The 24,879-nt window shown below is 71.7% G+C and carries 26 protein-coding genes and 2 pseudogenes; 12 read left to right on the forward strand and 16 right to left on the reverse strand.

All coding sequences use genetic code 11. The features are described 5' to 3' along the window. Both ACFYWL_RS28770 and ACFYWL_RS28775 read right to left on the reverse strand, forming a co-directional pair. Positions 1–514 (reverse strand): annotated as a pseudogene (locus tag ACFYWL_RS28770) (hypothetical protein); the annotation flags it as partial. A 2-nt stretch (positions 515–516) separates the two neighbouring features. Further along, positions 517–1,554 carry a ParA family protein gene (locus ACFYWL_RS28775; protein WP_386979087.1) on the reverse strand — a complete coding sequence of 346 codons (1,038 nt, stop codon included), beginning with the start codon at positions 1,552–1,554 and terminating at the stop codon, positions 517–519. A gap of 319 nt (positions 1,555–1,873) precedes the next feature. On the opposite strand from ACFYWL_RS28775, the gene ACFYWL_RS28780 reads away from it, so the two are divergent. The 10 genes and pseudogenes from ACFYWL_RS28780 (at position 1,874) to ACFYWL_RS28825 (ending at position 11,117) form a co-directional block, all read left to right on the forward strand. Beyond that, positions 1,874–2,251: a hypothetical protein gene (locus tag ACFYWL_RS28780; RefSeq protein ID WP_386979090.1), complete on the forward strand. Its 378-nt coding sequence runs from the start codon at positions 1,874–1,876 to the stop codon at positions 2,249–2,251. Between the two features lie 77 nt (positions 2,252–2,328). Next, positions 2,329–4,236 (forward strand): ParB/RepB/Spo0J family partition protein, encoded by a 1,908-nt coding sequence (locus tag ACFYWL_RS28785; protein WP_386979093.1) that lies wholly within the window; start codon positions 2,329–2,331, stop codon positions 4,234–4,236. A 1-nt stretch (position 4,237) separates the two neighbouring features. Continuing rightward, on the forward strand, positions 4,238–5,746 hold the full coding sequence (locus tag ACFYWL_RS28790) for a hypothetical protein (RefSeq protein WP_386979095.1): 1,509 nt from the start codon (positions 4,238–4,240) through the stop codon (positions 5,744–5,746). Further along, positions 5,743–6,189: a DUF4326 domain-containing protein gene (locus tag ACFYWL_RS28795; protein WP_386979098.1), complete on the forward strand. Its 447-nt coding sequence runs from the start codon at positions 5,743–5,745 to the stop codon at positions 6,187–6,189. The genes ACFYWL_RS28790 and ACFYWL_RS28795 overlap by 4 nt, the downstream gene beginning before the upstream one ends. Before the next feature lie 36 nt (positions 6,190–6,225). Continuing rightward, positions 6,226–6,888: pseudogene (locus tag ACFYWL_RS28800) on the forward strand (NUDIX domain-containing protein); the annotation flags it as partial. A gap of 389 nt (positions 6,889–7,277) precedes the next feature. After that, positions 7,278–7,889 carry a hypothetical protein gene (locus tag ACFYWL_RS28805; RefSeq protein ID WP_386979101.1) on the forward strand — a complete coding sequence of 204 codons (612 nt, stop codon included), beginning with the start codon at positions 7,278–7,280 and terminating at the stop codon, positions 7,887–7,889. 378 nt (positions 7,890–8,267) lie between these two features. Further along, on the forward strand, positions 8,268–9,074 hold the full coding sequence (locus ACFYWL_RS28810; protein WP_386979104.1) for a hypothetical protein: 807 nt from the start codon (positions 8,268–8,270) through the stop codon (positions 9,072–9,074). A 200-nt stretch (positions 9,075–9,274) separates the two neighbouring features. Then, positions 9,275–9,817 carry a DUF6919 domain-containing protein gene (locus ACFYWL_RS28815; protein WP_386979107.1) on the forward strand — a complete coding sequence of 181 codons (543 nt, stop codon included), beginning with the start codon at positions 9,275–9,277 and terminating at the stop codon, positions 9,815–9,817. Continuing rightward, complete coding sequence (locus ACFYWL_RS28820) at positions 9,814–10,053, forward strand: hypothetical protein (protein ID WP_386979110.1); 240 nt, start codon at positions 9,814–9,816, stop codon at positions 10,051–10,053. The genes ACFYWL_RS28815 and ACFYWL_RS28820 overlap by 4 nt, the downstream gene beginning before the upstream one ends. Beyond that, positions 10,050–11,117, forward strand: a complete 1,068-nt coding sequence (locus ACFYWL_RS28825) for a tyrosine-type recombinase/integrase (protein WP_386979113.1) — start codon at positions 10,050–10,052, stop codon at positions 11,115–11,117. Before ACFYWL_RS28820 ends, ACFYWL_RS28825 begins: the two co-directional genes overlap by 4 nt. Positions 11,118–11,184: 67 nt before the next feature. Here the strand turns inward: ACFYWL_RS28825 and ACFYWL_RS28830 are convergent, their stop codons facing one another. The 8 genes from ACFYWL_RS28830 to ACFYWL_RS28865 form a co-directional block, all read right to left on the reverse strand. Continuing rightward, positions 11,185–11,568 carry a hypothetical protein gene (locus ACFYWL_RS28830; protein WP_386979116.1) on the reverse strand — a complete coding sequence of 128 codons (384 nt, stop codon included), beginning with the start codon at positions 11,566–11,568 and terminating at the stop codon, positions 11,185–11,187. Between the two features lie 94 nt (positions 11,569–11,662). Next, on the reverse strand, positions 11,663–12,067 hold the full coding sequence (locus ACFYWL_RS28835; protein WP_386979119.1) for a hypothetical protein: 405 nt from the start codon (positions 12,065–12,067) through the stop codon (positions 11,663–11,665). Positions 12,068–12,146: 79 nt separating this feature from the next. Continuing rightward, positions 12,147–12,374, reverse strand: a complete 228-nt coding sequence (locus ACFYWL_RS28840; RefSeq protein WP_386979122.1) for a hypothetical protein — start codon at positions 12,372–12,374, stop codon at positions 12,147–12,149. Between the two features lie 102 nt (positions 12,375–12,476). Next, the gene (locus tag ACFYWL_RS28845) at positions 12,477–13,094 is read right to left on the reverse strand and encodes a hypothetical protein (RefSeq protein WP_386979125.1); all 618 of its coding nucleotides are present in this window, start codon (positions 13,092–13,094) and stop codon (positions 12,477–12,479) included. Between the two features lie 260 nt (positions 13,095–13,354). Further along, positions 13,355–13,813, reverse strand: coding sequence for a hypothetical protein (locus ACFYWL_RS28850; protein WP_386979128.1), 459 nt, complete (start codon positions 13,811–13,813; stop codon positions 13,355–13,357). A gap of 13 nt (positions 13,814–13,826) precedes the next feature. Next, a complete protein-coding gene (locus ACFYWL_RS28855; RefSeq protein ID WP_386979131.1) occupies positions 13,827–14,354 on the reverse strand; it encodes a hypothetical protein in 528 nt (175 codons plus the stop codon). 219 nt (positions 14,355–14,573) lie between these two features. Beyond that, a complete protein-coding gene (locus tag ACFYWL_RS28860; protein WP_386979133.1) occupies positions 14,574–14,873 on the reverse strand; it encodes a hypothetical protein in 300 nt (99 codons plus the stop codon). 203 nt (positions 14,874–15,076) lie between these two features. Continuing rightward, positions 15,077–17,023 carry a UvrD-helicase domain-containing protein gene (locus tag ACFYWL_RS28865; protein WP_386979136.1) on the reverse strand — a complete coding sequence of 649 codons (1,947 nt, stop codon included), beginning with the start codon at positions 17,021–17,023 and terminating at the stop codon, positions 15,077–15,079. Between the two features lie 190 nt (positions 17,024–17,213). On the opposite strand from ACFYWL_RS28865, the gene ACFYWL_RS28870 reads away from it, so the two are divergent. Both ACFYWL_RS28870 and ACFYWL_RS28875 read left to right on the forward strand, forming a co-directional pair. Continuing rightward, entirely contained in the window at positions 17,214–18,041 is an 828-nt protein-coding gene (locus tag ACFYWL_RS28870; protein WP_386979139.1) for a hypothetical protein, read from the forward strand. Between the two features lie 366 nt (positions 18,042–18,407). Then, positions 18,408–18,608 (forward strand): hypothetical protein, encoded by a 201-nt coding sequence (locus ACFYWL_RS28875; RefSeq protein ID WP_386979142.1) that lies wholly within the window; start codon positions 18,408–18,410, stop codon positions 18,606–18,608. A 533-nt stretch (positions 18,609–19,141) separates the two neighbouring features. Here ACFYWL_RS28875 and ACFYWL_RS28880 read toward each other — a convergent pair. From ACFYWL_RS28880 to ACFYWL_RS28905, 6 genes are read right to left on the reverse strand one after another with little or no spacing between them, the layout of a single operon-like run. Continuing rightward, positions 19,142–20,131, reverse strand: coding sequence for a zeta toxin family protein (locus tag ACFYWL_RS28880; protein ID WP_386979145.1), 990 nt, complete (start codon positions 20,129–20,131; stop codon positions 19,142–19,144). Next, on the reverse strand, positions 20,128–20,427 hold the full coding sequence (locus ACFYWL_RS28885) for a hypothetical protein (protein WP_386979148.1): 300 nt from the start codon (positions 20,425–20,427) through the stop codon (positions 20,128–20,130). Before ACFYWL_RS28885 ends, ACFYWL_RS28880 begins: the two co-directional genes overlap by 4 nt. Beyond that, positions 20,408–21,133 (reverse strand): histidine phosphatase family protein, encoded by a 726-nt coding sequence (locus ACFYWL_RS28890; RefSeq protein ID WP_386979151.1) that lies wholly within the window; start codon positions 21,131–21,133, stop codon positions 20,408–20,410. The genes ACFYWL_RS28885 and ACFYWL_RS28890 overlap by 20 nt, the downstream gene beginning before the upstream one ends. A 25-nt stretch (positions 21,134–21,158) precedes the next feature. Continuing rightward, entirely contained in the window at positions 21,159–21,620 is a 462-nt protein-coding gene (locus tag ACFYWL_RS28895; RefSeq protein WP_386979154.1) for a DUF4913 domain-containing protein, read from the reverse strand. After that, complete coding sequence (locus tag ACFYWL_RS28900; RefSeq protein WP_386979157.1) at positions 21,617–23,395, reverse strand: type IV secretory system conjugative DNA transfer family protein; 1,779 nt, start codon at positions 23,393–23,395, stop codon at positions 21,617–21,619. Before ACFYWL_RS28900 ends, ACFYWL_RS28895 begins: the two co-directional genes overlap by 4 nt. Next, positions 23,392–24,876 carry an ATP/GTP-binding protein gene (locus ACFYWL_RS28905; RefSeq protein WP_386979161.1) on the reverse strand — a complete coding sequence of 495 codons (1,485 nt, stop codon included), beginning with the start codon at positions 24,874–24,876 and terminating at the stop codon, positions 23,392–23,394. The genes ACFYWL_RS28900 and ACFYWL_RS28905 overlap by 4 nt, the downstream gene beginning before the upstream one ends. Positions 24,877–24,879: the final 3 nt, after the last annotated feature.

The following is a 24,879-nucleotide window of genomic DNA, read 5'->3' on the forward strand; positions in this document are numbered from 1 at the left end:
CGGCAACCAGGCGAGGCAGCTCGGCCAGATGCGCGCGGAGCGCGTCGAGGACGAGCTCGGTGTTGCTGCTGGAGTTGCGCCGTGCCCGCTCGAACCGGGCCATCAACGGTGCCGGGACGCTGAGGACCGTCGGGCTGACCGCCAGCGCGGCGGGATCGTCCATGTCCACCGTCAGGTCCGGCATTCCGGTGGCCCGGGCGGGGCCCGTCGACGTCTCCTCTGGCGCGGATGCTGCCCGCGCCGGAGCGGCGGGCGCAGCCTCGGTACGGCCAGCGCCTGCCGCCGGCGGTTCCTCGGTGGCTGCGGGCGCCGCCTCAGCCCGGGTGGCAGGGGCCGGGCTCGCTGATTCCGTGTCATCAGGCACGCGGGGGCTGGTCGCCGCCGCGGTCAGCGCCGACACCGCCGAGGTGCGGTCAGCGCTGACCAGCCCTGCCAGGGACGATCCCCGGTTGCCAAAGCCGCGCAGCTTGGGTGCCGGCGGGGTGTAGCCGTCGGTGTTCTCCTGCTCGCTCACGTTCACCGCCCCAACTGGCTGAACCGGGTGAAGACCTCGCCGGCGAGTTCTTCGTACTCCTGGGCGACCTTCCCGGCCTCGCTGCTGGGCACCGGCCGGCCCTTGGCGGTGCCGGCGCGAACCTCCCACCACTTCGGGCCCTGGACCTGCTCCAGCTCGTGCACGAGCTGGCCACGGTCGCGGCAGGCCTTGGCGACCGACGGCATGTAGCGGATGACGGAGTTGAACACCAGGGCGTCGGTGCCGGCGGCGCGCAGGTCCTCCTCCAGCTCGCGCCGTACCTCCCGCCGCTGCCCCACCTCGTCGCCCTGGCGGTTGACGCGGTACTGGAACCCGAACATGGCCACGCCCAGCAGCTCCAGCTGCTCGTTGATCGTCAGCGCCCGACCGAACCGCTCGGCAACGCCGGACAGGCCCTGTCGGCTGGCCTGGTCGAAGCTCACCGGCACCAGTGCGGCCCGGCTGGCGACAAGGACTAGGTCCTGCAGGTTGATCTCACGCGGCGGGCAGTCGATGAGGATCCAGTCGTACTCATCGGCGACCGTCGCCAGGACCTCCGCCAGAGCGAGGCGGGCTTGGTGGGCGTGGCCCCGCGCCGTCTTGCCGAAGATCATGCCGTTGACCTCGTCCAGGGCCGAGCCGCCGGGGATGACGTCCAGCCATGGGCGAACGTCGCGCAGCCGGTGCGGCACTATCCCCGCCTGCAGGGCCGTCATCAGGCCCTTGCCGTCGTCGCCCACCTGCACACCCTCCGGCAGCCGCCCGTCGACGGGGACATCCTCCGGCTTGAGGTAACCGAGGTCCAGGCCGAGGTTGCCCTGCGGGTCGCAGTCGACCAGGAGCACCCGCCGTGGCGAGTTGGCCTGCTCCGCCGCCAGCGCCAGCAGACCTCCCAGGTTCGCGGTCACCGACGTCTTGCCCTGGCCGCCCTTCCCGTTCAGCACCGCCAGCACGCGGCCGAGGGACGGCCGTAGTCGGCGCGACAGCTCCATCGCCGCCACGAGGTCGGGATCGGCGCCCACCATCTGCCCGAACGTCATCGGTCTGCCTTCTCTCATCGCGCAGGTTGCGTCTTCGGCCGTGTGCCTATCACCCACGAGCCCCCTCGCGCCAGGTGCCGCGCGGCGGCGCGCGCCGAAGATCACACCCACGATGACCAGCAACATCACCGCTCAACGCGCGAGCGGTGGCGCAACCAAGCACGCCTGGCAGCGTGCACACGATGAGACATGCAATATGACGCGCTATAGAGCACGTACCAACGTTCATCACTTGACAAGCCATATTGTCAGCACCAGAGTGGACGGTATGACAAGACGCCTTGTCCACACGAGCGAACCAGCTACGCCGAGAGAGAAGGTGAGCACCACGGCGCAGGCAAGCGTGTACGACATCGACCACGGGTTGGTGCAGGACCTCGTTTCCGATCTGACATCACGTATCACGAGCCAGACGGCGCACGACAGCGCCGGTGCGTCTCAGGAGCGGATCCACCTGCGCCAGCTCGCTGCCTTGGTGGCCATCCGTGCAGCGGCGGAGGAGCTGGCGACCACCGCCGCGTTTGAGGCCGCGCGATGCGGCGCCAACTACCCGGCTATCGGTGAAGCGGCCGGGATGACGCGGCAGGCCGCGCGTGTCCGGTGGCCGGGTCTGGTCGACCGAACGCGAACAATCAAGCAGCCCAATCGGTCCGCCGCAGAAGCAGGCAACTCGACGGTTGGTAGAGAGGACTCATGACGGAGTCAAAGGAGGGTCAGTTGCACAACGATGGGGCCGCTGATTCCCAAGAATCAAGTCCGGTAGTCGTCGCACCGATGCGACCAGAGTCGGCTGAGCTGTCCGACGTCATCACCCACCCAGCGAACCCGCGCAAGGTGCTGGGCGACCTGGGTGACCTGGAGGCGTCGATTCGGGAAGTCGGCGTCATCCAACCGCCGGTGGTGCTCCCTGCGGACCGGGTCGCCGCGGCGTGGCCGAAGCACGCCAAGGAGATCGCCGGCGCCAAGTGGGTGGTGCTGGTCGGCGCCCGCCGACGTACCGCAGCCGGCCGGGTCTACGGGGACGACCCGGAGGCCACGCTGAACGTGCTGGTCCGTGAGGACGCCATCGCCGACGACCCGCTGGCGCAGTTGGACGTGATGACGGCGGAGAACGTGGCCCGGGCACCGCTGAGCCCCGTCGAGGAGGCCCGCGCCTTCGCCGAGCAGGAAGCCGCCGGGCGGAAGCAGCGCGACATCGCGGGCAAGGTCGGCTGCTCGCAGTCGCACGTGTCGAAGCGGCTGAAGCTGCTCAAGCTGCCCGAGGCGATGCTGGCCGCGTTGGAGATTGGCCCGAGACCCGACGACGACCAGGGCGACGGACAGGAGCCGGCCCTGCAGATCAAGGACGCGCTCGCGTTCGTCGACGCCGCCGGAGGCGACCAGGAGCTGATGCTCGCCGCGTACCAACTGCGCGACGATCGCCGGGCCCACTGGAGCGCTGCGGACCTGGTGAACGAGGTCCAGCGGATCCGCGAGCGCCAGGCGGCGATCGACGCGGCCAGCAAGAAGCTGGCCACCGAGGGCACCCCGGTCATCGCCGACCCACTCAAGCAGTTCGGCAACGACTACTGGCAGCGCCGCCTGACCGGCGCGAAGGCGGTCGACGCCGCCCGCAAGGCCGGCGAGCTGGCCGCCGGCATCGACTCCTACGGGTCGGTCACGTACTACTCGACCGGCCGGAAGCCCAAGGCCGCAGACAACCGCAGCCCCGCCGAGCAGCAGCGGATCACCGACGAGAGGGAGCGCCGCAAGTCGATGACCGCCCGAGCCGAGGCCGCCGCGCTGCTGGCCGCCCGGGCGCCGAAGCTGCCCAAGTCGGCGGAGGACATCATCGACGCCTGGCTGTGGGCACCCGGCAACGAGTGCGCCCAGCTCGCGCACCGGTGGCTTGTCGCCGCCGGCGTCGGCCCCGACCCGGGGCTGCCCAACTACCGCTGGTGGGAGGACATTCGCAAGGCGGACTGGACCACTCGGGTGCAGGCCGCGCACGCCCTCGGGATCGCCCGCCGCGAGGTGCAGGCCCGCGCCACCTACCGGTCCTGGACCGAGAGCGACAAGGCGTGGCTGGACCGCCTCGTCCAAGAGGCCGGCTACACCCCGAGCGAGTGGGAGCAGGAACGCCTGGCCGCCATCGACCCGCCGGACGGCGAGTCCGCCGGCCAGGTCGACGAGGCCACCCCGGAGCGGGTGTCGCTGTCCTTCGACGCCGAGGACGCGTGCTGCTGGCTGCTGCACTACGACCTGCGGGTGGACGAGCCGGCCGCGTACGCGGAACACCTGACCGACCCCGACGACGTCGACGCCGCCCAGGCGTGGGCCACCGAGCTGCTCGCCGAGCGGCACCGCATCGAGGTCACCGGGTGGTCCGACGGGGAACTGCTGCCCGGTCGACCGGCTTACCTCGCGGTGCACGCCGGGGAGCCGACCGCCACGGCGGCCGGGACCGGGCCGGTGACGGAGTGGAGGCTGGTGCACGACCCGGTCGACGAACTGTGGCTGCTGCTGGCCGGCGAGAAGCCCCACGCCGACCACGACGCCCTGACCGCCGCCGACGTTGACCAGGCGTGCACGTGGGCCACGGGCGTCCTCGTCGACGCCGGCGTGGTCAGCCACGGGTGGACCGCCCGCGCCGACGGCAACGCGACGCTCGAGTACGTAGCCGACCTGACCGGGGAGTGCTGAGGTGACCGGCACCGGTGCGGGGGCGATGATGGCGGCCGGGGAAGTCGGCTCGCACGCTGCCGCCCTGACCTACATCGCAGCGATGAGCGCAGCCGCCGCGGACACCGCCGCGAGCCTGGAGAGCACCATCGCGGCGATGGGCCGCCGCCAGGTCGGTACCGGCGCGATCGGGCACCTGAGTGCGGCTCGGGCCGAGGCCACAGTGATGGCGAGCGCGCTTGCCATCGCCCACGAAATCCTCACGAAGCACACGGCCGTCGGCGATGCGTACGCCGCCGCGCCGGACGCCGGCGACAAGAACTGGATGAGCGACGACGCGGGCGGCCGGCACCGAGTTCCCGAACCCCGAAAGGACACCATGACCTCTGCACATTCGCCTGCTGGCGAGGACCCGGAACGACCCTCACTGGGCGTCCCCGACCTGCTCGGCTACGCCAACGGCGACACCTGCCACGGCACCGACCGAGTGGCCAGCATGGGCGGCCCCACCACCGTGCTGGCGTTGATGGACTACGGCGACGGCGGCGACCGGTGGGACGGCGGCCGGTACGTCGCGGTCGGCACCTCCCCGCACCGCTGGAACCCGGTCACCAACGCCGAGCACGTCGACGGTGGGCAGCTGACGGGCTACGCCGCCCCGCACCTGGACCCGGCCGAGGCAGAGGCCGCCGCCGCGCACCTCGACGAGCTGGCCGACCTCGCCGAGGCCGGGCACCGCCCACCCGAGCCCACCAAGTGGAGCCGGGCCGCCGACCGGCTGGAGCACCTTCTCGCCGGCGACGCCGATCTGGCCCGGGAGAAGGTGACCGTCGTCGACAACGAGCTGCCGGTCACCGTGCGGGACCTCCTGGGGCTGCTGCGCGACAAGCAGCCCGCCGCTGGGCCGGCGACCCGCCGCCACGTGGCCACCACGGCGATGCGGGAGGCCGGCGGCGACGCTGGGACGCTGTGGATGGACCTGGTTGACCACGACGGTGCGACCCGGGTCGCGGTCACCGGTGTGGAAGGCGACGAAGACGCTGCCGCCGACTTTTGGCAGCCCTACACCGCCCAGCACACCCCGCAGCAGGCCCGGGAACTGGCCACGAAGCTGCGGACCTTCGCCACCAGCGCCCGGGAAGCCGCCCGGGGTGCCCTCTACCTCGGTGACGGCGACGAGGCCGGGTACCTGGACTGGTCGGTGCGGACCTCCGACGGCGGCCGGAATCTGGAGATCCGCGACGGCACCGACGCGGTGGACTTCGACCTCAACCCCACCCAGATGCGGGAGCTGCACGACGCGCTCACCGCCACCATCACCGCCGACGACTTCGCCGACGTGCCCGGCGCCTACTGGCCCCAGGAGAACGACGAGCGGTACATCGACTGGTCGGATTTCGGGTACGAGCGCGGCTTCAGCCTGGAAGCCGGCGACGGCATCCGCACGGTGAACCTCACCCTGACCATGAAGCAGCTGCAGGCATGGCGGGACCGGCTCGCCACCGAACTCACCGACGGGGACACGCAGTGACCTCCCCGCGGCGGGTCCGAGTGCTCGGCGACCTGTACCACGGGCGAATCCCGGCCGGAGCGGTCTACGTCGGCCGCGCCGCGCCTGGACTGCAGGCGAGCCGGTACGCCAACCCGCACCGCGTCGGAGACTGCCGCCGCTGCGGGCGAGAGCACGACCAGGCCGACGCGGTCACCGCGTACGTCGACGACCTCGACCGGCAACCGGACCTCGTGGCCGCCGCGCAACGGGACCTCGCCAACGTCGACATCGCGTGCTGGTGCCGCGAGCACGTGCTCCTCTGCCACGGCGAGGTGCTGCTGCGGGTCGCCGCCGGCGCCACGCCCGGCACCGCCCTGGCGGCCGTACTCGGCGGAACCCCCGCCGCCACCCCACTGTTCACGCGATCGGGGTCGTGCTGGAACACGACCCCGACCACTACCTCCGGAACCCGAAACCGCTGACCAGCAACCCCGAGACACCCGAAAGGCAGACCCATCATGACCGACCTCCGTACCTACACCCACCCCGACGTGTACCTGCACGGCACCGCCGAGGGCTGGGCCGACCCGCAGACTGACCCCACCCGCATCGACTGGCCCGCCCGGCAGGCCGTCGCCGCCATCCCGTTCCGGGTCGTTAACGGCCGGCCGGTCAACCCCGGCGAGCGCACCCACATCCGCTACGGCCGCAACCGCCTCGGACACTGGGGCGAGGCGCAGTGCGCCGACGCCGCGGTGACCGCCACCGACACCAGCGGCGGCCGGTGGATCGTCATGATCGAGCGCCGCGACGGCGGCGGGTGGGCGCTGCCCGGCGGCCACATCGAGCCGGGCGAGAACCCGGCCGACGCGGCGGCCCGGGAGCTGACCGAGGAAACCGGGCTGATCGTCAACCCCACCGACCCGTGGGTCCGCACCCTGCCGGCCCGCTACGTGCCGGACCCCCGCTGCTCGGACGAAGCGTGGATGGTCACCACCCTGACCACCGTCAGCCTCGGCGTCTACGAGGCGGACCGCCTGCCCCTGCTCGCCGCTGGCGACGACGCCGCCCGCGCGGCCTGGATCCGCGCCACCGGCTACGCCGACCTCGCCCGGCACCTCGCCACCGAGTACGGCGGGATCGTGTTCTGCGCGCACCAGCCGATGCTCGGTGACCTGCTCGGTGCCCCGGTCTGGCCCACGGTGACCATGACCGCCGAGATCAACGGCATCGCGCTGGCCGACATCGGCGAGGACGGCGGCATCATCGCCCTGGGCCACCACGACCCGGCCCGGCTGCTGCCCGTCCTACGCCGCTACGCCAACCAGGTGTGGGGTGAGGTTCTGGCCCCCGCCGACCGGGGCGACCCGTACGCGCAGATCCACCACGAGTGGGTCGTCAACACCGGCGACACCGTAGTCGGCCCGGAGCAGGAGTGGTGCCTGGAGCCGGCACCGGCCGACGCCCCGGGTGCGTTCCCGGTGACCCGCTGGTACGAGAGCTGACCCGCTTTACTATCGATCCGTAAGGCACCTTGCAAAATCTTTGCAAGGTGCCTTACGATTTGAGGATGGACAACACCACGGTTCCCTTCGGGCTGCGACCGCTCGTCGAGCGGCACGGCGGACCGGTCGACGTCGAGGACGCTCGGGCTCGCTGGTCCGAGATCGTCACGGCGGCCGAGGCCGGCACCATCACGCTCATCACCCGCGACCGGTACCAGTGGGCCGCCCTGGTGCCGATGAGCGAGGTCGCCGAGATCTCGCCCAACCTGCCGACCTGGCCGGTGTCCGACGCCCGAGCCAAGCTCGGTCGCCTCGTCGGCGAGGTCCACGGCCTCGACACCCGCGTGCAGGTGCTCACCCGCCACCGCCGGCCGGTCGCAGCGCTCATCGACCCGAGCGTCCTGGTCGACCGGCCCGAGCCGGCCGACCGGCTGCCAGCCGACGCGCTGCTGCGCGACGGTCACCGCATCGAGCTTGTCTTCGAGCCCGGCTGGCCCGGCCGCGTCGGCCCCGACGGCGAGGTTGTGGAGGAGCCGGAGGAGTGGTTCTACGCCGCCAACGCCTACGACAACCACGACACCGTCATCGCGGTCGGCGTCGGGGACACCCTCGGCGAGGCCCTCCTGCGACTGGCCCCGCCACCAGCCGTCGAGCTGGACGACAGCCCGCCGTTCTGACCCGCCGATTCCTGTCCTGACTCAGTCCAACTGATGCCGAGCCGAGGCTCTGACCTGCTCTGCATCAGATTCGTTGAGCCGGTCGGGCCGGCGGCCGACTCAGTGAACCTGATGCACACAGAAGTCGGGGGAGCGGCGGTCGACGCGACGACGTGGGCCGCATCAGGTTCAGCGAGTCGTCGCATCAACTCCGTCGGCCTCCCGCATCAGGTTCGATGGTCTGGCATCAGATTGACTGAGCCAGGACAATTCCCCGGAATCGACACCCGGTCCAGATCCGCCGTCGATGCCTCCATAAGTGATCTTATTGAGGCACGAGAACGTCACCCCCGATCCGCACCGCCAGGCCCGCTACCAACCCCATCCCCAGGAGGAACTGTGAACACCAGTAGCAGCACTACGGATCCCGCGACCGTGGACATGGCCGCCGTCCGGCAGCTCGTCAAGCGCGCGGTGCGCGCGGCGGTCCCGGCCAGCCAGATGACCACCTCGGACTACGGCTTCCCCGAGCCGCGGCCCCTCGCCGGCCTGCAGGCCGCGTTGTCCGTGACCCGCCTGGCCCAGAACCAGGCGTACACGTTCGCCAAGGGACTGCGCGGCGAGGGATCCTCGTGGGACGAAATCGCCGACCTGCTGGAGATCGAGTGGTCCGAGGACTACGTGCAGCGGGAGCGGGCGTTCGAGCTCGTCGCCGGGCCCGTCTCCAGCTATGGCTACAACCGGTACGTGTTCTTCACCTGCGCCGGCCCCCACGGTTGCGGCCAGAGCATCACCGACCGCGGCCCGTACAACGGCTACCCCTCGGACAACGAGGATGGCCACGCCGAGGGCTGCCGACGGCTGGCCGCTGAGGTCGAGGCGTACCGGCGGGCGCAGGACGAGCTGGAGCACCGCGAGCAGGTGATGGAGGAAGCGCTGCAGCTCGTCACCGACAGCTTCGGCAAGGAGACCGTGGGGCGGGTTCGGTACGTGCAGTCGCACGGCGGCCGGTACCGGGGCTGGTCGACCAGCGAGACCCTCGCCGTCGCCTTGGTGCTGCGCGACGACGAGCAGCTCGCCACGGTCGGGTACTCCGACCGCGGGGAGGCGCTGCGCCGGATCATGTCGGGCATGTCCGCCGCGCCCCGCGACCCCGCCGGATGGCTGGCCACGGTCCGGGCCGCCGCGACCGGGCTGCGGGACTGATGGCCACGCACCTCGAACGGATCTGACCGCCCGGCAGTTCGCCGGGGTTGGCGCGGGTCGGGACCACCCGTAATGGTCCCGACCCGCCACCTCCGATCATCCCCGAACCACAGGGGAGGCACCGCCCGTGACCACCACCGGCACCGCCGCCAAGTACGCGCGGATGGCTGCCTTCGCCGCCGACATCAACTGGAGCCGACATGACGTTGACCTGGGAGGGCGCCACCGGCCTGTCCGAGCTGGGTGAGCTGACCGCGCGGTGGCTGACCGGCGAGCTGGACGAAACCCCCACCCACGGCGCCCCGCCCGATGAGGAGACGGGTCCGCTGATCCCGCTGCTTGCCGCGGTCAACCGCGCCGGGCTCGTGACCGACTTCTCCCAGCCCGCCGAGATCGACGACGGCTGGCAGCAGCGCGCTGCGGTCTGCGGGTACTGCGACGACGCCACCCTCGACCAGCTCATCACCGCGTTCACTCCCACCGACCTGGTGCTGCTGCACGAGCGCACCAACAGCGGCATCCGCCTGCCGGTCACCCTCCACCTCGGCACGGCCCACACCTGGGTCGGCGGCTCGCCCGGGGTCGAGCTGTGGGACGACCAGTGCAGCCCGGCCGCCGTGCGCTCGCTGGCCGACTCCTGGTACGTCACTCTCGTCGACCCGGTCTGGGGCCGTGACGACCGCCTGTGGCCGACCCTCGCCGCCGCCCTGAACCTGCCCGACCCGATCGCGGCCAGCCGATGATCCAGGTGCGGATCGTCGCCGACGACGTCGACCAAGCCGACGTCGCCGCGCTGGCCACCGGCCAGGTCCTCACCATCACCCGGAAGAGTCCGGCCCGGCCGCGCCGCTCCGGTGACGGCGTCACCCCCCACCTCGACGTCGAGCTGCCGACCGTCGACGAGATAGACGGTGTCCGATACGCCCGCTGGCACCCGGCGTGCCTGCGCGTCGAGCAACGCGAACGGAGGATTCGGTGACCGTTCTGTCCGGCGAGGTGCTGCCCGCCGTCCCGGCCCCCCACGGTGGGGTTCCCACCGCGGGGGGTGCCGTCGATGACGAGCTGGAGGAGCTGCTGCGGGAGTGGCTGGTCTCCTACGCCTCGCCGCACACTCGCGACGCCTACCAGCGGGACCTGCGGCACTGGCTCGGGTTCCTGGCCGGCTGCGGCGTCGACCCACTCACCGAGGCCCGTCGGGTGCACACCCACGCCTGGCTCCGCGTGCAGGAAGCTGCGGGCGGCGCGTCGGCGGCGACCCGGGCCCGCCGCCTCGCCGCCGTGTCGGCGTTCTACTCCTGGTTGATAGCCGAGGACCGCACCGACCGCGCCAACCCTGCCGCCATCAACCCCAAGCAGAAGCCGAAGACCGACCCGACCCGGCCCAGTACCGCCGGGCTGTCCCGCGCCCAGGCCGAGGCGCTGCTCGCTGCCGCCGACGCCGACACCGGCCCCCAAGCCGCCCGCACCGCCGCGATCGTTGCCCTGCTCCTCTACACCGGGCTGCGCGTGGGAGAGCTCGTTGGCGCCGATGTCGAGCAGCTCGGCTATGACCGCAACCACCGCGTCCTTCGCTTCACCGCCAAGGGCGGCGGCCCGCACCTGGTTGCGTTGCCCGCCCCGGTCACCCGCCGTCTGGACGCCTACCTCGCTGGCCGGCCCGATCTCACCGAGGCCCGGATGCCGATGCTGGTTGGGCAAGCCGGTGCCCGGCCGCGCCGGCCACTGGTGGCCACGACCAGCGGCGCCCGGGTCGACCGGGGTGCGGTGTGGCGGCTGCTGCGCCGCCTCGCCACCACGGCGAAGATCCCGGTGAAGATGAGCCCACACGTCCTGCGGCACACCTGCGCCACCCTCGCCCGCGACGCCGGCGCCCGCCTGGAGGACGTCCAGGAGCAACTCGGCCACGCTGATGCGCGGACCACCCGCCGCTACGACCATGGCGGGCAGCGCCTCGACCGGGCGCCGGCCTACACTCTCGCCGCGTACCTCACCGCCAGCGACGGGCACTCCGCCGGACCGCTGCTCGACCACGCCGACCGCTGAACAGCAGGCGGTTGGGCGTCGTCTTTCCGCCACTGATTCCGAAGAATCCGTCCCGGCCAGCCCTCGGCTACCCCAACGGCTGGGCGATGCGGCGCAGGGCTTCCCGGCTCCCGACCGGAGTCAACGCGCGCAGCGTCACTGGCACGCCTCGCACGATCAGGTGCGCGTAGTGCTGGTCCGGGTCTGCGTCGCCTTCACGGACGACACCGTGCAGCGGGTGCCGGGCTGCTCCCTCGTCGTCGTCGACGGCGCGCAAGAGCGCGTTGACGGCTTCGTGCGCGAACGGGCCTTCCTGCCACTCGACTTCCCAGGTGATCCCACCCAGGCCCGGCCACCAGTCGAGAGAGTGTGCTCCGTTGAGTACCTGGCTTTCGCGTAGGGCGGCCAGGGTCCGCCCCAACGCCTCGTAGTAGCGGGCCGGGTCTGTCTGTCGTACCTGCTGTTCCTTCATGGACCGTTCAACGACCCGGCCGGGGGTCAGGTTGGCCCTGATCTCCGAGGTCCAGTTCTGCCTGCGTGGCGTGACAGTACGTCCACGGCCAAGGCTAGTCCTCGTCGCGGATCGTGATGATCTCGTGGGTTGGGTCGACGGGGTCCTGCACCCGGATCAGCCGGTCGGGGCCGATGAGCTGTCCGGTGCCGATCAGCTCGGCGGCGCGCAGGGCAGCCAGGGCCTCGTGTCCACCTACGCTGTCTGCGGCATGGTCCTCCATCTCACCAACCGTGGCAGCGGTGATGCCGTCGGCGATGAGAGGTGCGGCCTCCTTCGGCATGTAGCCCCGGCTGGCCCAGGCGGCAGCCATCCGGGCGTGCTGCTCCAGATCCTCCTGTGTGGCGGTGCGGAAAGGCATGGTTTCCATCCACTGGCGGGCCACCAGGAGGGTGGCGAGCTGGGCGGCCTGGGCCAGGTAGACGGCACTGTAGATGCGCAGGGCGCTCAGCTTGTCCATGATCTTCCTCCGTGGCGTGGGGCCTACGATGGGGTGGGCCACCCGAGGTGCTGTGATCATCTCGGGTGGCCCGTCTGTCTCACCTGCCGTGCTTGCCGGGCTGCCACTCGCGGCCGTCGTGCCACTGGCGAACCTGCCAGCGGGAGTAGACCGGGCCGGTCGAAAGTTCCAGCAGGGGGCGGGGGAAGTCCGGGTACCGGGTGCTCCAGTTGGCGATCGTGGAGTTGCTGACTCCGTAGTCCTTGGCGAGGTCGCCGGTGGCTGCGATGTCCTCCAGGTGCCAGTAGGCGGGTGGGGTTGGTCCCATCGTGGGCCTCTCTCTGGAATTCTCAATCGTTCGGGGGTCTCCCCCCTTATGTCTACCACTATACACCATCAGGCGTATCCCGGTATACACATCTGCGTTGGGTCACGCATCCCCGGCCGGCACCCAGGCGTACAGCGCGTTCGGGGTGATCCCCGCCTCCCGCATCACCTCGCGCCGCCGGCCCGGACCGCGCCGACCCACCTCCCGCCGCACCGCGTTCCGCAGCCGGCCCGTCGCGTCCGCGGCCCGCTGGTCCGCAGCCCGCCGGGCCACGGCCAGGACCGGAAGCGGCACCTCGTCCTGAGCCTCACCGAGCACGTCGTCGACGATGGCGGCCAGCCGCATCTCGGCAGCCCGCACCGCCAGCCGCCGAGCGGCCTGCGCCAGCTCGTGGTGGTCCGTCTCGTCCAAGGGCACCACCTGCTCCGCCTGATGCCGCAGGGCTGCCAGGTGGTCGCGCACCACGGCGAGCAGCTCGGCGGCCTGCTCGTCGGTTTCCATCACCGGCAGCGGCGCGTCGCCGGTCATCTCCGGCCAGGTCAGGGCGAGCGCCTCGCCCAGGGCCGCCCACGGCGCGATCTCTCGGGCCCGGTCGCCGGCGGCGGCCAGTGCGAGGTGGGGGCGGTCGTCGCGGCCGATCGCGTCGGCGAGGGCGCGCAGGATGGTCGCCTCGCTGCGGATCAGGTCCAGGATGCGGGTGGCCTGTTCGATCGTGCTCATGGTCATCTCCTGGTGTGGGTTGGTCAGGCGGGCGCGGCGGCCGAAGCGGCGCGGGGCCGGGCTGGCGGGGGCGTGGCCGCAGAAGATGCCTTTGTGGTGTATCCGCTTGGGAACCATGTTCGACTCCCTCACTCATCGCTGTGTCTACCACTATACACCATCAAATGTATCCCGGTATACACGCTGGAGGTTGGATGTGCAGAGGCAACGCCCCCGCCCAGCCTCACGGCCGAATGGGGGCGCTTCGTGTTGTGCGGGGGTCAGCCTTCGTCGACCTCCAGCCATGCGTCCAGGGTGGGCCGGGAGATCCCCAGCTCACGGGTGAGCTGCGCCTTGCCGCGCCCGTCCTGCGCGCCAATGACCCGGCGGGCGTGGTCGCGGATGGCCCGTTCCACCGCGTCCAGGTGCCGGCGGGCGCGGTGCCGCTCGGACACGTAGGCGGCCGTGCGCGCCGCCCGATCGTCGATCATGTCGATGACGGTGAGGCCGCCGCAACCGGCCAGGTCGGCGATGCGCCAGTGCGGCACCCCGGCGCGGACAGCGGCGGTCACCACGTCGACGGCGGCCCGGTAGGAGCGGGCCCGCTGGTCGACGTAGCTGGCCTCGGTGCTGCTGGTCGGGTCGGCGGGCAGGGTGTCGCGGATGGCGAGGTCGGCGGCGTAGTGGCTGGCGATGGCCTCGGCGGCGTCGGCGGCCAGGTCGTCGGTGGCGGCGGGCATGGGGGGAGGCTCCTCAGTAGTTCTCGGTCAGCGAGGCGATGTAGAGGCTGGCGTCCTCGGCGGTCATCTTGGCGACACCCTCGCGGGTGGTGGGGCCCGTCATGAAACCGCCGCCGTCGCCGGCACGCTTGCGTCGGGCGAGGAGGTCCATGATGTAGTTGATCTGCCGTGCGGTGGCCGGGCGGGCGGGCTGCTCGGGGCGGGTGTCGATGCCCTTGCCGCGTAGGTAGGCGGTGGTGTCGGCGATCAGCTTGTTGATCTCGTCGGTGGTCTTGGCGGCGACCTTGGCGGCGATCACGTCGGGGTTGTGGCCGGCGAGGGCAGCGATGCGGCGCAGTTCGGTGAGGGCGGTCTCGCGCTGCTTGCGCTCCTGAGCGTGCTCGATGATGGCCATGGCGAGCTGGCTTGCCTCGCGGCCGGACATGTACTGGAAGTCGGCGGTCGGGTAGCCGGCGAGGCGGGCGAGCTGCTCGTCGGTGATGCCGGCGGCGTGTGCGTCGTTGATGATCTGGGTGGCGCGGTCAGTGCCGATGGCTGCCATGGGAACCCCTCCGGTCGATGTAAACCTACCTTACATCAGAGAGCCGGCGCGTGTAAACCCGATTTACGTTGCAGGTGGGCGGTAGCATCACCACATCCCCGGCTCGCCGAGGGTGATCCCCTGTCGCTACCGATCAGCGACTGCTCCCCGCGCATGCGGGGGTAGACGAACATGGCCCCGCCCCCCACGAGGGGAGCGGGGCCGGCTCTGTGTCCGGGGTCAGTCGTCGACGTTCACCCGGAAGTCGATCCGGACCCAGTTGCCTGCCCCCAGGGCGGCGTCGGCGCACTCCCGGTGGGCGAACAGGCTGGAGGAGTCCGGTCGGGCCGCTTCCTGGATCCGCCACAGCCCCCGCTCGCCCTGCCAGCGGCCGTCAGAGCCACGTACCAGATCCTCGGTGACCTTCGGGTGCGGGCAGTCGACGTGGAAGCACTGGCCGCCGTCCCAGTACGGGGGGTCCTCCGGGTCGTAGGTGTGCTCGTCACGCGGACAGCTCCTCGGCGCGAAGGTCGGCACCACCTGGGTTTTCCGCCGCGTCGTCGTCGAGGCCGCCCGGACCGCGCCGCCGGCCCAGTAGCCCCTTCGCCCTCCAACGAGAAGCGCCTCCGCGCAGCGCCGTCCGGCGGGACTTCGCTCGCGACGGTCGCGACATCGAGCCGGGCGCACGAACACCTCCGAGCGCTTTCCGTCACGCGGTGGCAGATGACGGAAATCGCTCGGGTTCAGTAGTCGTCCTCGTCGTCCCGGTCGTCTCGGCGGCGACGGCCAGGCCGGGCGACGCCAGCGAGCTGGTCGTCGATCCAGGCCAGTCCGCCCCGGTCGAGGGTCTGCTTCGCGCGGGTAACCGCCACGTAGGCGAGCATCGCCTCCCCGCGCGGCACCCGACCGGCCCGGCCGTCCTCGGTGGCTGTGGGCTGGCGGAAGTCGTCCCCGATCTTCACGCTGTCCCACTCACGGCCCTTGGCCTTGTGCGCGGTGGAGATGACGACCTCGGCGTAGCGCTCGTCGGAGAGGCGGTCCGCGGCGTGGATGATCTCTTCGGCCCCGAAGTCGTCGATCATGCGAACGAACACGGCCAGGTCCTTGCCGGCCTGGTCATGGCGCACGTACTCCTGTACCTCGGCCCAGGTGGCGAACGCGAACAACTCCGGGTGATCGGTCTTTCGGCCGGACTGCAGCTTCTGCGCGGCCTCGGCCATTCTGCGGATGGTGGCGCCGCCACCGACCAGGCCGGCACGCCGGCCCTCGTCCATCGCGGACATCGCCTGCCTCATCGCCTCGGCGTTGGTGCGGCACAGCACCGCTTTCGGGTACTCCAGCCCGCCGAGCTGGGAGGCCAAGCCGGGGTTGCCGGTCAGCCGCAGCTTCGCGCCCAGCAGGGTCAGCCACTTGTTGGCCTCGGCGGCGATGGCCGGGCCGAAACGCCACGACTGGCTCAGGTAGAGCCGCCGCTGCGCGGGCCAGGTGGCCAAAGCGTCGACGGCGCCCCGCCACCCGTAGATGGCCTGGCACTCGTCGCCGACCGCGATGAGCTGGCAGTCCTGCGCCTGGACGACCGAGGCGATCAGCGGGTCGGCGTCTTGCGCCTCGTCGAACAGGATGAAGTCCGCCGCGAGCCGGGGGCGGCCCAGCGCCCAAATCTTCAGGTAGTGGTCGTGGGCGAACTTCAGGCGGCCGTCGACCCGGCGCAGGTCGGCCCAGGCGTCGACCGCGTACGGCAGAACCGTCTCCGCGAGCGCGGTCGCGGCGAGCCCGTCGACGCCGTTGACCTCGGGCACATGCTGCGGGCCGATCTCGTCGTCGGCGGTGCGGCAGTAGGCGGCCACCGTCTCCATCGCCAGGCGGGCCACCTGCGCCGGCTCGATCGTGTGGTCCCTGGACACGACGAACCCGGTGTCGATGCCGAGTAGCACCGCGGCCTGGTGCGCCGGCATCCGCGGGCTGTCCAGGCGCTTCTTGTACTGGTACCCGACCGCCCGGAAGGCCAGGGAGTGCGCCGTCGAGCAGGACACGTGCCGGGGGAAGGACTTCTTCGCGTCGCCGGCGATGGCCCGGTTGAACGCGATGTACAGCCCCCGACCGCCCATCCTCGTGGCGGCCATCCGCAACGTCGACGTCTTGCCCGTGCCCGCCCCAGCCTCGATCACCAAGTTCTCACCGGTCACGCATGCGTCGATGATGGCCGCCTGCTCGGCGGTGGGACGCAGCCCGCCGACCAACGCGCCGGCCGCCGGTGAGGCCACCGGCCCCGAAGAACTTTTCGTGACGGCCGGGTCGGCGACGGAAAACAGCGGGTTCTGGTCGACCGGGCCGGTGGACGCGGCGGGGGACACCTCGGCCGCCGGCGGGATCACCGCGGCGCTCAACCGCTCGGTGTGCCGGGCCAGCTCGGCCAGGGCGTCACCGTCAAGCAGCGACAGCCGGGTCCGGACCACGGCCAGGTCGACGCCGCGCAACAGCAGCAACTGCTGCAGCACAGCCTCGCGGCGCTGCTGGTCGCCTGGGGCCCGCGCGTCGCGGTACGCCTGAGCCCGGCACGCCGGCTTGCAGTACCGCTTGCGCCGGCCCGGCCGGTTCGGCCGCACCTTGAACTCGATGCCGCAGACCTCACACGGCATCCACTCCGGTGACCCCGCCGCCACCGTCGCCCGGTCCGTTTTTTTCGTCACGTAAGACAGAGTGACGGAAAAGTGAGGGCGAGGCAATGACCTGACGGTTCGACCGGTCACACAGCGATACATCGCTCCAGGGGGGCCCTGTCGTACCGGGAGCGGCCAGCCCAACCCGGGCGCGGCCGAAACCGTCAGCGCCAGCGCGGCGAACCACGGGGATGGTCGTGGCGGCGGTTACGTTTCCATCGTGGACGACGTGAGCAGCCTGCGGTCGACGGCGACCGCCTTCGCCGAGCAGCACGCCCTGGCCGTGGTGCCCGCTGTGCCGCTGCACGACCTTGGGCCCGAGGTTCAGCTCGACGGGGAGGACATCGACCTACCGGGCTTCTTGGCCCTGGCGCAGCGGACGGGTGCGCCCGCCCTGTACCTGGCGGTCGACCCGTTCGACCCGGACGACGACCTGGTGGACGATCCGCCCCGGCATCTGCTCGCCCGTCGTGGCCAGTTGCAGGGCATCGAGATGGCGTTCGTCGCTGGGGGTGTCGTGCACTTCTGGGAGCACACCGCGCCCTGGTACGCCGAGTGGGAAGCCCTCCTCACCGCGAACCATCGCGGCCTCGGTGGCGAGGACGACGACCGGTCGGGCTGGCTCAGCGAGCGCGAGCGTGAGGAACTGGCCGAGCCGGCCGTGCAGGCCCTGCTCGCGATGCGGCAGTTCCGGGCCGAGAAGACCGGCGGCGGTGGTCGGTTCAGGTTCGCCCAGCAGCACCTGCCCGCCGACCTCGACGAGCGCGTCACCCACACGGCCGCGCGGTTGGCCTGCGAACGCGCCGACGAGATGGCCCGCCAGCGGTACGCCGACATCGACGAGCACTACGAGCAGCTCGCCGCAGACCTGCTCGCGGACCCGGCCTATCAGCAGGCCAGCTCCGCCGCAGCCCGCAAGCAGGCCGCCGAGCGGTTCCTTACCACCTGGGCCGACGGCTGGGCTCCGCCCATGGTCGCCCGTGAGGAGCTGCACGCCCGCGCCCAGCGGCTGGCCAAGGCGAGGGCTCGCCCACCAGCGCTGTACTGACCGGGACCCGCCGGCCGGCGATCCCGCAGGTGAGGCTCGCCAAGCTGGCAGGGCAACGCACGGCGATCAAGTTCCAGCTTGACCGGCCCCTGCGTCGAGCCACCCGCACCGCGTTTGGTGGGCTGCCAGCACGCTAAGCCCGCTAGCTGCGGAAACGTGCACAGGGGAGCTGCGACTGAGTATTCCCACAGCGCGGACACGGCGTGTCGAGCGGGGCATTGGTGTGGCTGTGTCGGCTTGCTCCGCTACCGTCAATCCTCGGCACTGCTGTTGTGACTGCTTGTGTTCTCTCTCGCGCGTCCGGCCGGCTTTCGGAGCGGCACCGCGCGGTGCTCCGAACCTCGGGGCCGGATGGGAGAGAGCGCGGTGCAGGAGCAGCAGGGGCAGGACCCTCCGCGGGTCACCTCGCGTACCGAGCGGGTGTGGCAGATCGTGAGGCCTGCGCTGGAGCTGGGCGCCCTGGTGGCGGCCTACCAACAGCGCGAGGGCCTCGCCGTGGCGGCGAAGGCCCTCGCAGTGTTGGGTCAGTCGACGGTGACGTGGTTGGTAGCCAGAACTCACCGCTGACGGGGTAGGGCGGGTAGGGGGCGCAAGCTCCCTACCCGTCAAACCTGACACCGGGTGTACGTCGTCCACAATAAGATGTATGAAGTTGGGTGCAAGCACCGCGAGATTCGCTTTCTCCGTGTCGGTGTAGCCAGAACGGGACTACCAGCGGTGAATCTCCGTCACTCCCGACGATGAGTACGCCCCGACGGACTGCCTGGCGCGTGGCCGGACTGGCAGGCGGGTAGCTCGGAATCCCTGGCGCTGCTCTCGGCTCAGTCTGAACTCTTCGGGCAGCGTGGTAGGTGGTCCGGGTCGACCACGACGTGCAGGCACTCTTCCTGCTGGCACTTCCACACACGTCCCATCCACCGGCAGCCGGCCGGGCACTCGCCGTGTGCGGGCAGTGGGCTGGGGTGGCCGTTGGGGCAGGTGTCTGGGGCCCACTCCTGCCAGATCCGCTCGCCGCCGCGCTTGCGCACCCACCGTCCCGACACCACGAGACGAGGGTACGAGGCAGAAGCCCTGCACCTCGTTCCAGGGAATCCGCCCTACTACCGCTCCGCGTGCTGCTGGGGTTGGTCGGGGGTTGGGGCCGGCTGGGACGCTGCCTGTCCAGTCGTCTGGTCGTGCAGAGCGTGTCGGGTACTGCGGGGGATGGCGAGCGCGGCGAGCCGGGCGACGGCTGTGGAACGCGGATTGATCAGGGGTGCGGCGGTGGCGTCGATGGCGTCGAGGGTGGGGTGCCAGCGGGGATCGATAGCGACCCTCAGCGCGTGGGAGTGCTCGATGTACCAGGCGCGCTCGGTGGCGGTCCAAGGGCGGTGATGCTCACCGTCGATGGCGGCAGCCAGTGTCGGCGGGCGCACCCAGGTGCCGTCGACGGTGATGGTGTTGGCGTAGACGACCTCGCCATCACGGCGGAACGCGAACGCGGCGTGCGCCAGGTCGCCGCCGTCAACGGCGTGGGCGCCGCGTAGGACTCCGCGGTAGCACTCGTCGTGGATGGCGGTGTCGATGAGCCGTCCCCGGCCGACGGCTTGGACTTCTTCCCAGTAGCGGTGCAGGATGCCCAGCCGGCTCAGCGCTTCGGGCACGGCGACGATGGCGACCTCGACCCGGTGACCAGCCTCGTGGAAGCGGCGGGCGATGTCCTCGAACTCGCTGGGGTAGCGCATCGCAGACTCCAGCACCACATGGCAGCGGTGCTCGATGGCGTACTGCTGGGCCTTGTCCCACCAGCGTTCGCCGTCGGGGCGGACCTTCATGCTGGCGGTGGTCTCGTCCTCGGCCTGCCAGCGGTGGAAGGCGGGGTGCAGTGGGTTGTAGAAGTCCATGTTGATGTTGATGAAGCCGCTGTTCGCGCCGAGGGCGCGCTTCACCATCGCGGTGATCGCGGTCTTACCGGCACCGGTCTGTCCGCCCACGATGACGAGCACGGGGTGATCCTGCGCGGGGGCACCGGTGAGGAACATCGGGACGATCTGTTCGCGGAAGATCCGCTCGTTGTCCTCTTCCGAGAGCACCCCGTCGTGCTGGCTCACCGGTTGTTCTCCCGCAGGAGGTCGACGCACTCTTGCCGCCACCGGGCGACCTGCTGCTCGTCGGCGGGGTCGAGGGTTTGCAGGGCCTGCGCGAGCCGATGTTGGGTGGCGGTCACCTGGGCGACCAGCGCCGGATCGCCGTCGGCCTGTTCGAGCTGGTGGCGGCGGGCGGACTGCGCAGCCAGCGCCTGCGCGATCAGGTCGCGCACGACCTGGTGCTCGTGGACCTGCTCCGAGGTGGGAGCGGGAGTGTCGAGGCGACCCAGCAGGGGCGTGTCATCGGCTGAGGGGGGCATGGCGGTCCTCTCCGGTCAGGTGGGCGGTGGCGGCGAACTCGACCAGGCCGAGCTGGCCGTCAGCATGGGCGTAACGGGTGAGGGAGGTGTTGGCGATCGGGGTGGTGGCGACGATCGCGTCGAGGTCGACGAACGGCAGCCCTTCGAGGATGTGGCGGGCGGCGACGACCACGGCGTCGTGGGCCACGACCCACACCCGCCGGCCGGCGTGGCCGGTGTTCAGGTCGGCCAGGGCGGCGCGGACGCGGGCGGCGACGTGGTCGAACGTTTCGCCGCCGGGTGGCTGGTAGGCGTAGAGGCCGTCGGCGGCGAGCCGGGCAGCCTCGGCGGGGAACCGCTCGGCGATCATGAGGGGGGTCATCAGTTCCAGGTCGCCCATGAGCCGGTCCACCAGCCGGTCGTCGACGTCGGCGGGTGGCAGGGTGGCGCCGAGGGCTGCGGCGGTGTCGGCCGCCTGGGTCCACGTCTGCCGGGCCCGCAGGTAGGGCGAGCAGACGACGTGCTCGGGGCGCTCGTCGACGGGCTGGGCGGCGAGCCAACGGCCGAGCTGGGTGGCCTGGTGCCAGCCCAGCGGCGACAGCTCGACGTCGGCGTCGCGTCCGGTGAGGCCGTGCTCGGCGACACCGCGTGCGTGGGCGTCGGCGAAGGCGACGTTGGCGGCGCTCTGCCCGTGGCGGACGATGGTCAACTGCGCGACGGTGTCCATGGCTCCAGTGTCCGGTAGGGGTGTGTCAGGCGTCGGGGAGCTGCGCCAGCACCTCGGCTGGCGCGGGCTCGACGGGCAGGGCCTCGGGGTCGCGGTGTCGGGTCCCGCAGCGGGCGAACGGTCCGAGGTCGCCGGTCAGGGCGGCCAGGTGGGGGTCGAGGTGGTCACGCCACCAAATGCTCATGCCGGTGTGGGGGTCGTTGACGCGCAGGGTTTCCCAGGCTCGCCACAGCGCGTAGAGGCGGGACAGCGCTTCGGGGTGGGCCCACCAGCGGGGGCACCAGTTGATGCCGGGGGTAGGTCCGGAGGCGACCCGCCGCTCGACGACCTGTGCGAGGTATCCGCCGACGAACTGGTCGACGTCGTGGAAGACCGGCTGCGGTGTGCCCTGATCGTCGTCCTCGGCGGCGGGGGTGTCGGGTGTCCCGGTGAGCTGGTCGAGCAGCGTGGTCAGGTCGGCGACTGGTCCGGTGCTCGGGCTGGTCATGCGGTGGGCTCCGGCGGGGCGTCGGGGGACAGGGTCCAGTCGGTGCGGTTGTCGGGGTCCCAGCGGGCGATCGAGGCGCGGATCGCGTCGGCGTACGGCCCGTCCTGCCAGGGGGCGGTGCGGGCGAGGGCCGGTGGGGCTCCGGAGGCATAGACGACCATCCGGCCGCGTGGCAGGGCGTGCAGGTCGGCGACGTCGAGGATGCGTTGGCGGCGGGTGGCGTGGGACACCGACCGCTGGCCCCACCCGGACCCGCTGGTGCTGGTCGACCGGGTCGTCACGTCGTGCTCACCGATCAGCTTCGACAGTTCTTCGAGCCAGTCCGGGTCGGCGACGCCGCCGCCGTAGGTGCGGACGTTTGCCGCCGACCAGAGTTTGCGCATGCCCTCGCGGCCCCACACGTCGACGCCCTGGGGGTAGGACTGCAGGATCGTGATGATCGGCAGGCCGTGGGAGCCGTAGTAGGAGTAGAGGCTGGGGAGCTGCCGCAGGCGGCAGATGTTCGCGGCCTCGTCGAGGATGCTCAGCAGCGGCGGGTCGAGGCGCCGGCCGGTCGAGGCGCGGGCGCGTAGCTCGCCGGCGCGCAGGACGGTGTCGGTGAGGGCGGCGACCAGGGGGGCGGGGGAGCCGGGGCCGCCCTGGGAGAGCAGGTACAGCACGTCGGTGGACGTCACGAACGCGGCCGGGTCGAACTCGCCGACGCCGCCGCGGGTGGGTGGGGTGACCCAGGCGGTGACGGCGGGTTCGGTGAGGCACATGAGCATCTTCTGCGCGCCGGCGTAGATGCCGCCGCGGGTCTTGTCGGGCATGTTGACCACCCCGGCGACAGCGTCGGCGGGCAGGTCGTAGCCGTGCTCGCGTAGCAGCATCGCGGGTTCGTCGTCGCGGGGGCTGACGGCCCATCGGTAGGCGGCGAGGATGTCGCGGCCGGACACTGCGGCGGCGAGCAGCAGGTTCGCCACCAGTTCCTCGCTGGACGGGTCGAAGAAGGCGTCGCGGCTGACGCCGGGCTCCCGCTCGGCGGAGGCGAAGTGCTCGGCGAGGCGGCGGGCGTCGGTGATGGTGGCCACGGCGCGCAGCGGGTTCCACCACATGCCCTGCTCGGCGCCGAGGATGTGCTGCGGGTCGAACGCCCACACGGTGCCCCGGGCGGCGCGCAGGTCGCGGGTGGCGTCGACGATGTCGCCCTTGACGCTGGTGACGAGGGTCGGGCCGGGCGCGGCGACGATGGCGGGGATGGCCCGGCAGGTGGTCTTGCCGGTGCGGGGGCCCCAGATGTCGACGGCCATGTCCTCCCAGGACTGGCGCAGCGGCATTCCGCCGGCGACGGTGGTGGCGATCAGCACGCCGAGCTGGTCGGGGTCGGGCCGGTCGACGTCGGCGAGGCTGGGCCGTAGCCGCCGGCCGCTGTCGGCGATGCCGGTCGGCCCGAGGTGCGCGAGGTCGGCTCGGCTGGCCATCTTCCGTGCTGCGGCGTCGACGCGGGTGCGTCGCCGACGTCGCCATCGCAGCGCCGCCACGGCGGCCGTGGCGAGCCCGGCCAGGACGGTCACCTCGATGACGGCGACGAGGGTGCAGGCGGTGGTCCAGGTGATGTCGCCGCGCAGCACCGCGGCGGCGACGCGGATCGGCCCGCCGCCGGTGTAGCCGGGTGGGCGGGTGAGCGCGACCGGCACCCAGACGGCGCTGGCGAGGATCAGGGCCCCGGCGGCGATGCCGCCGGCGATCAGGCCGGCGTCGTCGTGGCCGCCGCGCGGCCCGGCCGGCCTGCTCACGTCATGGTCCAGCGGAAGTCGGTGTTGCCGAGGCGCTTCTCCACCTCGGTGGGTTCCAGGTGCACCGGGATGCCGGGCCGGGAACCGACCTTGATCAGGAAGTTTCCCCGGCCGACGGTTTCGCTGCCCTCGGCGGCGGTCCAGGACGGCGGCGCGGACCAGGACAGCACCTCGCGTCGCTCGGCGAGCGATAGCGGCCGGACGCGGGCGACCGCGTCGAGTTCTTGCTCGGAGCAGGGTCCGATCATCAGCACCGCCGACCGCTCGGCGAAGCCGCGGGCTTTGGCGCGGTCGTGAGCGGTGGGCAGGGCCTCCAGGTCCGCGAGGGAGTGGGTGATGAACGCCGTCCCCGTCCCCTTCTGCCGGTTGAGGCGGGTGAGGCCGTCGGCGCGGTCGACCAGGCCGTGCCCGACGCGCAGCGCCCGCCACAGCTCGTCGAGGACGGTAAAGAACGTGCGGGCCGGGGCCAGGCCGAGGTCGGCCATCAGGTGCGCGGCTTCCACCTGGGCGAACCCGTAGCTCCAGGTCGACAGGAGGGTCGCGGCGGTGCGCAGCTCGTCGGTGTCGTCGATGCCGGAGATGTCGACGCACACGGCGGGGGTGTCGAGGCGGATCGCGGTGGTGGTCTGCCCCTCGAAGGTGTCGCCGAGGGGGCCGTGCAGCAGCGCCAGCAGGGTGCGGTGCAGGGCGGCGGTGTCCTCCCGGAACCGGGGGATGTCCTGGTCTTCCTGCCACAGGGTGACCGCGCGGACCTCCGGCGGGGCGGTGCGGATGACGCGCAGGACGTCGGAGAGCACCGGCTGGGTGTCGGTTTCCCGGTCGGCGAGGTAGCGCAGCGCGGCGGCGAGCACGGTGGTCTCGTCGGAGCTGACGGGTCCGCGCCGGACCAGGGTGGCCAGCGCGACCACCATGTTCAGCCGCCGGTCGGTGACGGCGGCCCGGACGACGGCGCCGGTGCGGTCGTCGACGCGGTCGAGGACCTGCCGCCACGGGCCGGCGTCCAGGGGGTTGATGCGGTCCAGACCGGGGCCGACCCGCAGGACCTGGCCGCCGAGCGCGCGCACCAGCTCGGCGTAGTCGGGTTTGAGGTCGCCGAGGATCAGCGGGGTGACGCCCTGGGCGGTGAGGCCGAGGACCATGCGCCGCACGGCCGTACTTTTGCCCATGCCGGGCTCACCCTCGATCCACACCGACGGGTTGTTGATCAGGCGGGCGCGGGTGTACCAGGAGATCGGGTCGAAGCACACCGCCGAGCCGGTGTAGAGGTGCCGGCCCACCGGCACGCCGATCATGGGCGTTGACGCGCCGGTGCCGAAGGGGAACAGGCCGCAGACCTGCACTGTGGTGCCCCGGTACTCGGTCGGCGGTTCGATCCATGACCACCGGCCGCCGCCGGGCCCGCCGTGACCGAGCCGCCCTGGCCGCCGGCTGCCTGGCCGCCGTGGCGGTGGCGGGGTGTCGTTTCTGGTGCTGATGGTCATCGC

It is taken from the genome of Micromonospora sp. NPDC002575 (assembly GCF_042889525.1).
Classification (GTDB): domain Bacteria; phylum Actinomycetota; class Actinomycetes; order Mycobacteriales; family Micromonosporaceae; genus Micromonospora; species Micromonospora carbonacea.